We start from the raw sequence: 13,935 nt of genomic DNA on the forward strand, positions 1-13,935 counted from the left end.
TATTTCATGCTGATATTTTATGCTTAACAACAAAAGAGGGGTTAAAATCCAATGCCTAGAAAGTGAGGATAGGAAAATTTTTTTCAAGAGATTTTTAATGCAACGCCTTTAATTTTTCAAATTGTTCAATCAACTTGCTTTGCGTTATTTGATATTCAGCAAGCTTTTCCTTTTCCTTGGCTACGACATCCTCTGGCGCATTAGCAACAAACTTTTCATTGCCAAGCTTTGCCATTAAGCGCGCGATTTCCTTATCAAGTTTCTCTTGCTCTTTTTTCAAGCGTGCTTGTTCGGCTGAGACATCTATGAGTCCTGCTAATGGAATATGTAACTCCAATGTGTCAACAAGACTTGTTGCTGACATTGGCACCTCATCACTCACAGTAATATTTGAGATTTTTGCCATCGATTGAATAAGGGATTTTGTTGCAGTGAGTTTATCTAATTCGTCTTTTGATGCATTTTTGATAAAAAGCGGAATGCTCAAACTCGGCTTGATGTTCATCTCAGCACGCACGGTGCGAATGGCAACAATAACACGCTTAAGCCACTCTATTTCACTGGCTGCTTTGTCATTGATAAGCGCTTCATCAAACAGCGGGAAGCTACTGACCATAATCGATGTTGCATCTTCCTCGGTGAATACTTTAACTTGATTAAATATTTCTTCAGTAATAAATGGAATAATCGGATGCGCCAAACGTAAGATCTTATCAAGTACGGTGATTAAAGTATATTGCACGGCATGTCTGCGCGCGGCACTGATCGTTTGATCATTGAGTGTGGCTTTGGCAAGCTCAAGATACCAATCGCAGTATTGATTCCAAACAAACTCATAAATCGCTTGTGCCAGTAAATCAAAGCGATAATTGGCAATATGCTTATGCACTTCTGCCACTGTTTTATTCAGCTCATGCCAAATCCATTCTTCTGCCACACCCATTTCATATTGGTTATATGTCGGATCATAACCTTCTAGATTCATCATAACAAAGCGTGAAGCATTCCATAGTTTATTGCAGAAATTGCGATACCCTTCCATCCGCGAGACATCAAAGCAGATATCGCGCGAAGTCGATGCTAGAGCGGTAAAGGTGAAACGAAGCGCATCAGTACCATAAGCTTCAATACCCTCTGGGAAATGTTTACGCGTTTGCTTCTCAATCTTAGCTTTCATCTGTGGCTGCATCAAACCTTGCGTTCTTTTAACCACCAAATTTTCCAACGAAATACCATCGATCAAATCCACAGGATCAAGGACATTGCCTTTTGATTTAGACATCTTCTGTCCTTCAGCATCACGAATGAGCCCTGTGATATAAATATCTTTAAAGGGGATCTCATCCATAAAATAAAGCCCAAACATCACCATTCGTGCCACCCAGAAAAAGATAATATCAAAGCCTGTAACCAACACACTCGTTGGATAATATTTTTTAAGCTCAGCAGTATTGTTCGGCCAGCCTAACGTAGAAAACGGCCATAATGCAGATGAGAACCACGTATCAAAGACATCGTCATCTTGATGCAATCTAAGTTCTAACGATAAGCCATATTTACTGCGAACATCCGCTTCCGACTCACCGACATAGACATTACCATGCTCATCATACCAAGCAGGAATTCTATGCCCCCACCACAACTGACGCGAAATACACCAATCCTGCAAATCACGCATCCATGAATAATAGGTATTTTTCCAGTTATCCGGCACGAAGCGAATATCACCATTTTCAACCGCCTCTAAAGCAGGCTTACCTAACTCACTGGCTTTAACAAACCACTGTTTGGTCAAATATGGCTCAAGGATAACACCGGTGCGATCACCACGTGGTACTTTCAAGGTATGTGGTTCAACCTTGACGAGCAAACCTCGCACTTCCATATCAACAACAATCTGTTTGCGCGCATCAAAGCGTTCTAAACCTCGATAAGCTTTTGGTGCATTATCATTGATCTTACCTTCTGGCGTTAGAATATTGATCATTGGTAATTGATGACGCTTACCAATCTCGTGATCATTAAAATCATGTGCTGGGGTGATCTTGACACAGCCTGTACCAAACTCGATATCAACATAATCATCCGCGATAACAGGAATTTCACGATCTGTTAATGGCAGTTTAATCATCTTACCAATCAAATGCTGATAGCGCTCATCATTTGGATTCACTGCCACAGCAACATCACCTAACATTGTCTCCGGACGTGTTGTCGCAATTTCAATAGTGCCACCCTCTGCTAATGGGTAGGCAAAATGCCATAATGAACCTTTTTCTTCTTCTTGTACCACCTCTAGATCAGAAACCGCAGTTAACAGCACCGGATCCCAATTCACCAGACGCTCACCTCGATAAATCAAACCATCTTCATACAGCTTAATGAAGCAAGTTTGTACGGCTTGTGATAAGCCTTCATCCATCGTAAAACGCTCACGTGACCAATCAGCAGATGTACCCAAGCGGCGCATTTGTTGAGCAATAGAACCACCTGAGTATTCTTTCCATTGCCAGATTTTTTCGATGAATTTCTCACGTCCTAAATCATGACGCGTTAAGCCTTCAGCATTTAAATTGCGCTCAACCACCATTTGTGTCGCAATACCGGCGTGATCAGTACCTGGTTGCCATAAAGTATCATCACCCATCATCCGATGATAACGTGTTAACAAATCCATCAAAGTCTGCTGGAAACCATGCCCCATATGTAGAGTGCCGGTGACATTAGGCGGTGGCAGCATAATCGTATAAGGTGAGCCATTGGTTTGCCCACATTTGAATAAACCTTTTTTCTCCCACTTGTCATAGCACTGCTGCTCTAATGTTTTAGGATCATAATTTTTTTGCATTTCTTGCATTTCTTGCATTTCTTGCTTATCTTGAATTTCTTGCTGTTCTTGTTGTTCATGTATTTGCGACATTACCTAAACCCTATTATTTGCTATACCCATCACAAAGCATTTACAATGGATACTGATATTAAAAAATTAAAAAATCAAAAATTTAGAGCCGCATTTTAGCACAACGCACCAAGATTGCTTTACACAATTTTGACTAAAAAACCTAAGATCAACGATACAAAGTCTTTCTTTAATATTTCTGTAACAATTACTGCTTAATCTCACTTTTAAAATTTATTTGCTTTTAATCGCAAGATGATATGGAAATAAAGACACATAATCTCTATTTCCCAATTACAACTGCTTTATTAGCATCAAGCTCAACGGTTATGTACTTAAACAATAATTTCACAACCCAACAATGCTTAAGGATCAATAGCATGAAACAATTTAGACAATACAGAAAACTCTTAACTACTGCATTTTTTGCCATGGCTTGCCAGAGTTCTTTAGCACAAGCACCTGAGACAAAATCTGCAACGGTTGATTCATTGAAACTGTATAGTGAAGTCACTTCACTGACGATGGCATTTAACGCCAAATATGGTAAACCGTTTAGCTTGCCTACCAATGCCAAAGCAGCGATAGATCAAATAACTGACAATTCTGACACGAAACGCTATATGGGCACTAAAGACTATAATGACTTTGCAAAAACTTCGCAATTCGCCAAGGATGCTAACTCAATGATGAAGGATTTAAGTAATCTTATTGCTAACTTCAAGAAAATTGGCTTTATCCATGCGATTGAAGCTAAAGGTAAAACACCAGCAATTATGTTTGATATCGATAACACCATTGAGTTAACGTCATTTGATGATGATTACTTCACTAAGTCAGGCATTAATGATCCTGCCACTGCGAAATTTATTAAGCAAAACTGTTTCAAAGATGGCATTGCCTGCTACTTTATCACCGCAAGATCTTGCAATCATAATGAATCATCGGCTACCAGAAGCTGGCTTAAAAAGCACTTACATTTATCTGATAAAACACTTGATCAATATGTCTTTTTATCAGGATCAGTGCCTGCCAATGCCTGTACAAACAACACCAATGAGCGCGTTGCTTACAAGGATGTTTTGCGTCGGGCACTAAGTGACCAACGTCATGTCTATTGGCTTATGTCAGTGGGTGATCAGATGACCGATTGGTTTGGCAAAGATACTGGTTTAAAGGTTTGGTATCCTAATGCGATGTTTGACAGCTCCATTGTTGAAAACAATCACAATAATGCTCAAGCTAAGCTGCATTTGCAAAGTGTCACTGCGCCAAACAACCAGTGCTATAACAAATTAAAGAAAGATGTTTTAGCACAAAGCACACTTCAATATTGTCTTGCTTTTAAAAATGACCATTTTGTTAAAAGTGCTTAGTATACGAATCCGTCACCCTTCGACTTTGCTCAGGGAGCGATAACTATAGTTTAACAGGATACAAGCCCCTTCGACTTCGCTCAGGGGACGATGACTGTATTAGCTTTAAAACTTGCGACTTAAGCGCTGAGCAACCACAGCACTCAATATTAAAACCAACGCGCCTATTCCCCATAAATAACTATTCGGATAACCACCATAGCCACCTGAGATATCAGCATATACCTGCTTGATAAACAGTACACTTAATACGATCGGAATAATATAAGCGGTTAGTGCCTTGAAAATAACATGTAACATATTGGGATTGTGGTTAGGGAAAAGCTCTCGCGTGAGCTTGTTAATATCATAAAGCCACGCAATAACAAGCGCTTCGGCAACCATCACCACAAGCATCAAATAACCATTGATAAAATGATCCACCACATCCAGCAAATACAAGCCATTGCCCATGGTATAAAACAAATTACAAATAAGTAAAGCCACACAAATAACAAACAAAATACTGGCGCGCTTAAGTTTGATCTTACTATCCATCAAAGCTGCCAAGACCGCTTCAAATAAGGATATGATCGAGGTAAATGCCAAGAAGAAAACAGATGCATAAAATATAAATGAGAAAAATTCCTGCGCTGCAGGTAACAAAGTCAATGCATGTGGGATTACCACAAATGCTAGACCAATACCACCTGAGACCACATCATGAATACTCTTGCCATCGATGTGCGCTACATGCCCAAGCACTGAGAAAACAATCATACTACAGATAATCGATGCTAACGTATCACCAATCACCACAATCGTACATGTACGCCCAATTTTAACATCCTTGCCCAATAAGGCACCATAAGCAAACATGACACCTGTGGCTAAAGAGATGGAGAAAATCACCTGTGTTGCCGCAGCAAACCAAATTTTGGTTTCTAAAAGAGATGACCATATTGGCACAAATAACGCGTGTAAGCCGCTAATACTTCCCGATAAAGAGACTGAGTTAGCCAGTAAAATAATGAGCAATATAAAAGGAATAGGTGTGATCCATTTCGCAACAAATGCCAAACCACTGGTGCCTTTATACAACGAGATATAAACTAACAGCAAAATGGTAATTACGCCAAGCACAATCGCTAATTTAGGTGTGCCAAAACTATCAATACCTGCACTTAAGCCTAGGAATTGATTAAAGAAATAACTTTCACTGCCCGTTTGCCACGGCATTTTAAATGAATCAACCGCAAAATTAAGCACCCATGAGGTGATCACAATGTAATAAGTCAACACGCCAAAGGCCGCAAGAACTGCAAGCCAGCCGATAATTTTAAAGCGCTTGGCATGACCAATGAGTGCCAATGATTCAGGTGCGCCTTTTTTTGATATTTTACCTAAGCCCACTTCAAGGATTAATAGCGGCAAACCGATGCACAGTAAACAAATGATATAGGCGATAAAAAACGCAGCCCCACCATGCTCATACGCCAAATAAGGAAAGCGCCATAAATTGCCAAGTCCAGCTGCAGATCCCACCGCTGCCAAAATAAATATCCAAACGGATGTAAAGTCTTTGCGTGTTTGCCCCATATTTCCTCCTGCTGTCAATATACTAACTATTCAACATAGTCCAAAAAGTATCTTATTTGCTACTGAATTTATGTCAACATACGAAATCATTCATGTAGGGTTTAATCCTCAATCCCTGATAAGTAGAGACATTCCATCGTTTACATATTCAAATTAACGGCTAAGACTAAACCCTCATCCACAAGTGATCACCGCGCCCTGAGCGTAAGTCGAAGCGATGCACTGAGCAACAGTCGAAGTGGGTAAGCTTGGGAAAATCACCCTTCATAGAGGCTTCGACTTACGCTCAGCCAACGCTTACACAATCAAAGCGGACTGGAGTATGGTCATATTCAAATTAACTTTGTAATAATTGCGCCTTATTTGCTTTGAGTATTTTCTTTTTCTTATGATCTAAAGGTGACAAAATCACATAAGCCACAGGCACGATCAATAACGAGAATATCGTACCAAAACAAAGTCCACCGACAATCACCCAACCAATCATATTATTAGCTACATTTCCAGGCCCCATCGCTAGTGCTAAAGGAATTGATCCCAAAACCATTGCCGAGGTTGTCATCAAGATCGGGCGCAAACGTGTAATTGCACCGGTTTTAACCGCATCGACTAAAGAGACACCTTCTTTGAAGTTTTCATTGGCAAATTGCGTGATCAAAATACCGTGTTTACTAATCAGACCAACGAGTGTAATCAAACCTATATTGGTAAATAAGTTCAAATCCCCTCCTGTCATCAACATCGTGATCAAAGCACCGACCGTAGATAAAGGAACGGTAAGCAAAATAATAAATGGGTCAACAAAACTCTCAAACTGAGCAGCAAGCACCAGATAAATAAAAATTAATGCCAAAGCAAATAAACCAAACATCGTGCCACTCGAGGATATAAATGCAGCCATTCGCCCACCAAAATCGACACCCGCGCCATCTAATTTTGTTTGATTTGCCAGTTTATTGATCTCGTTATAGACCTCGCTCATGCTATAACCACTAGAGATATTTGCACTAATTTGCGCGGTATTCACACGGTTATATCTAAAGAGGCTACTTTGTCTAACATCCGGTGTTACCTTGATTAAGTTTGACAGTGGCACCATCAGACCTGAATCACTTGGCACATAGATCTTACTTAAACTACCAAAGCTCGATAAGTCTCTAAGATTCATCTGCACCAAGACTTGATAGCTTTTCTCATCGGTTTTGACATCGGTAATATGCTTACCACTCATCAAAATACTAAATGTATCAGCGATATTTTGCGGATCAACGCCAACATTTGCAGCAAGCCCTCGTTGAAACTTGACATTATAAACAACATTATCAAACTTAAGTCCATTGTTGACATTATTAAGTCCTGGGTAATTCATGAGCTTTTTGGTTAGACTATCCGCCGCTTTAGCCAAATGATCAATTGGACCGACATTATGTAAATAAATAATCACATCGGAGCCATCAGCATCTGGTCCAAAGCTCACAGGATCAGGAACACTCATGCTCACTTTTATCCCTGGGATTTGCTGTGCTTCAGCCAATAGTTTGTCAATAATTGTCTGAGTGGGCACTTTGCGCTTATCACCCCATGGTTGCATTGTGACAAAGTTATTCGCATTACCCGAAAATACATATTCGGCATTATTTAAAATATAAGGGTTATTGTTATAAACACGCTGACTTAACATGTTCATATAGTAATTAGTATAATCAAGTGCAGCACTAGGCGGTGAGGTAATACTTGCTTCAAAATAACCAATATCCTCTTTAGGAATAAATGACTGGGGTACGACTTTAAACAACATAAAACACAGCACACCCAAAGCAACCAGTAATGCCACTACCCAGTATTTTGCCTTTAACACGAAGTTTAATACTTTGGCATAAGCTGCATTTAGTTTGTCGAAAATGCGCTCTAGCCAAACTTCTATTTTGGTTTCTTTTTCACGTGATTTCAAAATATAGGCGCACATCATCGGTGACAAGGTCAAGGCAACAAAACCTGAAATTAAAACCGACCCTGCTAAAGTAAAGGCAAACTCTCTAAAGATAGTCGCACTAAAGCCAGATAAAAAGCCAATTGGCGCATAAACTGCCGCCAATGTTAACGTCATTGCAATTACTGAAAACCCAATCTCCGCTGAGCCTTGTACCGCTGCATCAAAAGGCTTTCTGCCCATTTCAATATGTCTGTGAACATTCTCAAGCACAACTATCGCATCATCAACCACCAAACCAATCGCTAAAATAATCGCTAAAAGTGTGACAACGTTAATACTAAACCCACACAGCAGCATCACCCCAAAGGCACCGATGACACACACTGGTATTGTTAAGATAGGAATCAAAGCAGCACGGACACTTCCTAAGAATATAAACACCACCAACATCACCAAAATAATTGCTTCAAGCAAGGTGTCATAACCATCAACAATTGATTTTTGTAAAAAGGTTGATTGATCATAAACCACTTTGACTTCCATGCCTTTAGGTAGCTGCTTGGCAACCCGTTTAAGCTCTTCTTTGGCAAGATTTGCCACCGTAATTGGATTGGCATTGTCTGTTGGTCTGAGCTGCACACTAATGGCATTTTGCCCATTAATCAGCATTGGCGAGTCGCTTAAACTGGCATTTCCCAAATCAACTTTAGCAATATCCTTTAAGTAAACCGGTGCACTACCACTATCTTTAACAACAAGGTTTTTAAACTGATCGGCCGTGGTTAAATCCGTATCTGAACTAATGGAGAAATTGCGATACTTCCCGCGAATGCTACCACCTGAAAAGCTGATATTGTTACTATTTAAGGTACTTTGCACATCAGAAACGGTAATACCAAGTGCTGCCATTTTTTGTGGATTAAGCCAAATACGCATCGCGTAATCACTGGCACCATAGACCCACACAGCCCCCATTCCGGGGATTGATTGAAAGATCGGAACAATATTCTTTTGCACATAATCACGTATCTGTGCTGACGTTAGGTTTTTATCTAATACGCCTAAGTTAACCACAGGACGCTCAACACCTCCTTGAGTCACACTGGGTGCATTAATATCGGCTGGCAACTTTTGCGAGATGATACTTGAGATATTGTCACGCACCTGCCCCATGACATTGGTCATATCGGCATCATCGGCAAAGGTTAAGTTAATTTTACTACTACCATAGGAGCTTGATGAGGTCATCTTGACCAAGCCATCAATATTATACAGTGCATCTTCAACCGGTACCGTGACATCATTTTTCATCAAAGTCGGTGAGGCTCCTGAGTATGAAATCGAGACTTGCGCAATTTTCTGTTGAATCTTAGGAAAATAACGAATCTCAAGATAGCTAAAGCCAACGATACCTAAGACGATGATCATCAAACTTAAAACAACCGCAAAAACCGGTCTTTCAATACATACCTTAGAAAGCTTCATGCGTTACTTACTTCCATTATTACTATGGGTTTCTGACTGATCATTAATCCCAAAGCCACTCTTTGGGTCAACATCGATATTCAATTCTTTTTGTAACTTGTCAAACTCTGGTGGTGGCAAATCAGAAACACTAACTTTAGCGCCATCAGTGAGCTTAAACCCACCAATCGTCACCACTTTTTGACCTTCTTTTAGACCTTTGGTAACTTGAGTCCAACCACTACGTACCATACCGATATCTATTTGCACCACTTTAACCGTATTGTCAGGTTTTACTACATAGACAAATGATCCTTGCTGGTTAGTCTGAATCGCCATATCTGGTAATGCCAAAATAGCCTGCTTATCCTTTAGAATTTGTGAAACCGACATAAACATCCCGGGAGATAATAAATAATCATCATTATTGACCTCCGCTTCAATCTCAAGCGTGCCACTTTTACTATCTACGGTTGGCGAGATATAATTGACGACACCTTTGAATGTTTTCTTTGGATAGGTTTCTGTCGAAAGTTCAACCTCATTACCAATCGCCACTTTTGGCTTAAGATCTGCAGGAATTGCAAAACGTATCTTTAGTGGGTTTTCCTGTGTCAACTGCACAACAGCAGTACCGGCTGCCACATACGCACCAACATCAAATTTATAAATCCCAAGCACACCGGTAAATGGTGCCTGCAATTTATCATGCGCCACCACTGTTTTTTGTTGATCAACATCGGCTTGCGCTTGTTGCAAATCGGCATATTTCTGGTCAATATCTTCTTTGGAAATTGCACCTGATTGCTCTAATAACTTGACTCGTGAATAAGTTTGCTTAGCTAAATCTAGCTTTGCTTGTAATGAGCTTAATGTTGCCATATCTTGCTGATCATCTAAAGCGGCAACCGTTTCACCTTTTAGTACTCGGTCACCATTTTTGAAATATTTCTCTTTTAACTTACCACTATTGTCAAAACTTAAATCAACTTGTTTTAATGCGTAGATATTACCAACTGCTGTAATTGTCTCTGGCACATTGATCTTCTTAACCTCACCAACATTAACTGCCGTAGGCTTAACCACTTGTTCCTTATCTGCTGCATAAGACAGTTGATTGAAGCTCATCAGCGATACGGACAAAGCCATCATCCATTTTGAGATTTCAATGATCTTTGCGCATTGCGGTTTCTGATTTCTATTGTTCTCATTCATATTGTTCATAGGCTCACTTGTCATGGAATGTGTTAAGTCATAAGCTAATTTGATTATAGCCACTGCTTTTATTATGTCTAATAAACTATGAGCTTTTATTATCACCAAATTATAATCGATCTAAAATATACTCAATGCGCTCTTCTTTAGTCATTGACTCATTGAGCACAGGCTTAATCAGTGCATGGCGCTTTGCCAAACCAACTTGGTTCGCGATTTGGATATTAAGACCAGGACGGGCATTAAGCTCAAGCATCAGTGGTCCGTGATCTTTATCCAATACTAAATCCACTCCTAAGTAACCCAAGTTTGTCATATCATAACTGGCACTGGCGATCTCTAAACATTTTTGCCAATGCGGCACAGTAATCCCTTCAATCTCATGCAAGGTATCTGGGTGATGTGTGATAATCTCATTATGCCATACCCCATGCAATGTCAAACCAGTTTTCAAATCAACGCCAGCACCAATTGCCCCTTGATGCAGGTTTGCTTTGCCATTGGATTGCTGTGTCGGTAAACGCACCATCGCCATCACTGGAAAACCTTTAATCAAAATAATACGAATATCTGGCACCCCTTGATAGGCAACTTTGGCAAAAGTTGGATCAAATTGAATCAAATATTCAATCATCGCTTTATCAGGGCGACCACCAAGTGAATAAGCACCACTTAGTGTGGTTGATGTATGATAGCGCAGCTGATCCAGTGTCATCAGTTTACCATTTGCCAAGCGGTAGCGATTATTAATAAAGTGCGTAATGACAAGAATGCCCTCACCACCGGCACCTTGCGCGGGCTTTATCACAAACTGATGACGATCCCCTAAGATCGATTGTAGATTTTTATTATCATGCTCTGAACCAATCACACCATAAAGCTCAGGTACGTCAATGCCATGCTCCATTGCCAAGGATTTGCTCTTGAGTTTATCATCAACTAGCGGGTAGTATTTGCGATCATTATATGCCTGGATATAGCCAACATTGCGATTATTAATCCCTAGTACGCCCGCCTGTTTTAGTGCACGCCATTTACTAATCCACCACATTTACTGGTCACCTTTGTCTGTTTTTCCTTGTTGCTGATCATTAATTTTCTGTGCCAATGCTTCAAAACGATAAAGCTCAGTCAAACGGTATCCACGATAACGTCCAATCAATAACATTACAGCCATCACGACTAACAGCAATCCAGGAAAGGTGAAAAACCAATACTCTAAATAAGTGTTAAAAATAAAGATATAACAGATGGTTGCCGCAAATAGACTGCCAATGGCAATCTTAATTGCTTCAGTACCGCCACGTTCTTCCCAAACAATCGATAAACGTTCTATCGACATGGTTAAAATAACCATCGGGAATAAGGTGATCGATAAACCTTGAGATAGCTCCATCTTATGCATTGCAATACTGATAAACGCCATAATAAGGACAACAACACACAGCAGCATTCCAAGCCGTGGCACGACCAATAATTGCAATTTCTCAAAATAAGCTCTAAAGCTTAACCCTAAAATCACCACCAATGAAAATAAGACAATCCCCCAGATCAAACTAGTATCCTTAAAAGCTAAGGCAATCAACACTGGCATAAACGTCCCTAATGTCGGCACACCAATAATAATCCGCAAAAGCAAAATAATCAGCACGCCAAAAGGCACCATTAAAATGATTTTATAAATCTCTTGTGTTTGCGCTGGCAAATTAAGTAAAGAAAACTCATAAATATTTTGTTTTACCGTGTCATTTTTAAGATCTAGATAGCGCTCCATTGGGATGCTTTGTTGTGCTGCCGTAAAGGATACAAGCTTAACTGTTCCGCCTTGGACATTGACAAAATCGCCATTTCCACTCCACCATGTCATCGCTTTGCTATTAGGGTTATCAATATACTCACCTGTGCTAACATCATACGTATGCCAATCTTTGCCGTAGTATACCTTAATCCACGTTGGCAAGTTTTTAAGATTTAGCTTATCTTTGTATTCATAAGGTACCACATGAATAATCAAGCTCGGTAAATTAAGCTCAGTTAATAAATAATTAAGCAACCTAGCTCGTGCACGAGCACTTGGTTTGCCATTAGTCATCTCCTGCCAGAAATATAAATTACCATCATCATTAATGAAGTTAATGGCTTGCGCAATCAATGTGGGCGAGTCTGCCGACTTCTCAGCAATCCCCTTTGCCGTAGTTAACAACGTCAATAACTTCTTAGGCTCAAGCCTATCTTTTATTTTCTTTTTCTCTTTTCCCAGATCAGGTACAGTCGCTGCGACACTTTGAGCATTACTCGCCACCGTCACATCATAAATCACTGTTTGCTTATGATTCACCTCACTTTTAGAGAGTACTGCCATACGGTTATTTTTATCTTCTGAGCGCAAAACGATCTTACCAAAACCTGCCGCATTAATACTTTCAGCTAGGACATCAGCCTTAACCAAGTTTGGCACCAACAAATTCACCTTAAGTGATGAATCCGTCGTATCTGGCACAATTTGCAGCTCTGCATTAAACTTCCACGTCATATTTTCACTATTTGGCCACCATGAAAGCCCAAGTTTAAAGTGCTGATAAAGACTAAAACCAATACCTGCCACCAACAAAATGATCAGTAATGTAAAAAATTGCTTATTAACCTTGCTCATTGCTTATCCATATCATTTGCTTTGCTATCATTTGATGCCTGTTCACTCGCACTGCTACCGTTCTTTGATTGGTTAGCAGAAACTTCCATTACATCATTTTTTTGGTCACTATTTATTGTTTTGGCTTTACTGCGCTTTTCCTCTTGCAGCTCCTTTATTTCTTTTGCTTCTTTTAATTTTTTCTCTTGCTGCTCTTTTGCCATCTTAGCAAATAACGCTTCACACGCACTGCCATCCATCGTGAATTTTTGTGCCGGATCGATCACAGCGCCCAATTGAATCAAGGCTTTTCGCCCTAAAAGTAGCGGGTAATCAAAATGCGTTCTATCGGTTAAGTTAACTTCAATCGTATAGATTTTGCCATCAAAACAAACCGGCATTTCAACCACAGGTCGCTCATCATACTGATCTTTTGTATCTTCACCGGCACGGTTTTTAATCTTCATCTTACGCTTTAACGGCAAATCATATGCTACTTTTTCAACCTTATCTTTATTGCGCTTACCCTGCTCTTCTATCGCTTCATGTGTGACATCAAAGCGCACATATTGTTTACCCTCTTTTTCGTATACGTGAATATTTGTCGCTGAAATCGATGAAACACCCGCTCCTGTATCTAGCTTGGCATCTAATAGCGTTTTACTTGGTAAAATATACACATTCTCAACATAGCCATAACCTGTTTTTATATTTGCCATCGCTGTACTCGTCATTAATATGGTTGATAAAGCTAAATGTTTGATGATCTTATTTGCCTTCATTTGTTTCCCTTTAAAAATTTTTGCTTTATATACCCGTCACAAACCACATAGGTATA

At 39.9% G+C, this 13,935-nt stretch carries 8 protein-coding genes; 1 reads left to right on the plus strand and 7 read right to left on the minus strand.

Features of this window, described 5'->3' with window-relative positions:
* Positions 1 to 94 precede the first annotated feature (94 nt).
* A complete protein-coding gene (locus ACZ5V8_RS07375; protein WP_464218725.1) occupies positions 95 to 2,857 on the minus strand; it encodes a valine--tRNA ligase in 2,763 nt (920 codons plus the stop codon).
* 422 nt (positions 2,858 to 3,279) lie between these two features.
* Here ACZ5V8_RS07375 and ACZ5V8_RS07380 point away from each other — a divergent pair, with 422 nt between their 5' ends.
* Positions 3,280 to 4,275 carry an HAD family hydrolase gene (locus ACZ5V8_RS07380; RefSeq protein WP_464217279.1) on the plus strand — a complete coding sequence of 332 codons (996 nt, stop codon included), beginning with the start codon at positions 3,280 to 3,282 and terminating at the stop codon, positions 4,273 to 4,275.
* A gap of 105 nt (positions 4,276 to 4,380) precedes the next feature.
* Here the strand turns inward: ACZ5V8_RS07380 and ACZ5V8_RS07385 are convergent, their stop codons facing one another.
* The 6 genes from ACZ5V8_RS07385 to ACZ5V8_RS07410 all read right to left on the minus strand — a co-directional run bounded on the left by ACZ5V8_RS07385 (position 4,381) and on the right by ACZ5V8_RS07410 (position 13,879).
* Entirely contained in the window at positions 4,381 to 5,853 is a 1,473-nt protein-coding gene (locus ACZ5V8_RS07385) for a sodium-dependent transporter (protein WP_464217280.1), read from the minus strand.
* 337 nt (positions 5,854 to 6,190) lie between these two features.
* Positions 6,191 to 9,271, minus strand: a complete 3,081-nt coding sequence (locus ACZ5V8_RS07390) for an efflux RND transporter permease subunit (RefSeq protein ID WP_464217281.1) — start codon at positions 9,269 to 9,271, stop codon at positions 6,191 to 6,193.
* 3 nt (positions 9,272 to 9,274) lie between these two features.
* Positions 9,275 to 10,474: an efflux RND transporter periplasmic adaptor subunit gene (locus ACZ5V8_RS07395; RefSeq protein ID WP_464217282.1), complete on the minus strand. Its 1,200-nt coding sequence runs from the start codon at positions 10,472 to 10,474 to the stop codon at positions 9,275 to 9,277.
* Positions 10,475 to 10,574: 100 nt separating this feature from the next.
* Positions 10,575 to 11,516 (minus strand): alpha-L-glutamate ligase-like protein, encoded by a 942-nt coding sequence (locus ACZ5V8_RS07400; protein WP_464217283.1) that lies wholly within the window; start codon positions 11,514 to 11,516, stop codon positions 10,575 to 10,577.
* Positions 11,517 to 13,118, minus strand: coding sequence for a UUP1 family membrane protein (locus ACZ5V8_RS07405; RefSeq protein ID WP_464217284.1), 1,602 nt, complete (start codon positions 13,116 to 13,118; stop codon positions 11,517 to 11,519).
* Complete coding sequence (locus tag ACZ5V8_RS07410) at positions 13,115 to 13,879, minus strand: ATP-dependent zinc protease family protein (protein ID WP_440616453.1); 765 nt, start codon at positions 13,877 to 13,879, stop codon at positions 13,115 to 13,117. The genes ACZ5V8_RS07405 and ACZ5V8_RS07410 overlap by 4 nt, the downstream gene beginning before the upstream one ends.
* Positions 13,880 to 13,935 lie beyond the last annotated feature (56 nt).

Source organism: Cysteiniphilum sp. GTC20157 (genome assembly GCF_055396795.1).

Excerpts from the sequence above, each read along its gene's own strand:
- ACZ5V8_RS07375 (WP_464218725.1), bottom strand. The coding sequence starts at position 2,857 with ATGCAAGAAATGCAAAAAAATTATGATCCTAAAACATTAGAGCAGCAG.
- ACZ5V8_RS07380 (WP_464217279.1), top strand. The coding sequence starts at position 3,280 with ATGAAACAATTTAGACAATACAGAAAACTCTTAACTACTGCATTTTTT.
- ACZ5V8_RS07385 (WP_464217280.1), bottom strand. The coding sequence starts at position 5,853 with ATGGGGCAAACACGCAAAGACTTTACATCCGTTTGGATATTTATTTTG.
- ACZ5V8_RS07390 (WP_464217281.1), bottom strand. The coding sequence starts at position 9,271 with ATGAAGCTTTCTAAGGTATGTATTGAAAGACCGGTTTTTGCGGTTGTT.
- ACZ5V8_RS07395 (WP_464217282.1), bottom strand. The coding sequence starts at position 10,474 with ATGAACAATATGAATGAGAACAATAGAAATCAGAAACCGCAATGCGCA.
- ACZ5V8_RS07400 (WP_464217283.1), bottom strand. The coding sequence starts at position 11,516 with ATGTGGTGGATTAGTAAATGGCGTGCACTAAAACAGGCGGGCGTACTA.
- ACZ5V8_RS07405 (WP_464217284.1), bottom strand. The coding sequence starts at position 13,118 with ATGAGCAAGGTTAATAAGCAATTTTTTACATTACTGATCATTTTGTTG.
- ACZ5V8_RS07410 (WP_440616453.1), bottom strand. The coding sequence starts at position 13,879 with ATGAAGGCAAATAAGATCATCAAACATTTAGCTTTATCAACCATATTA.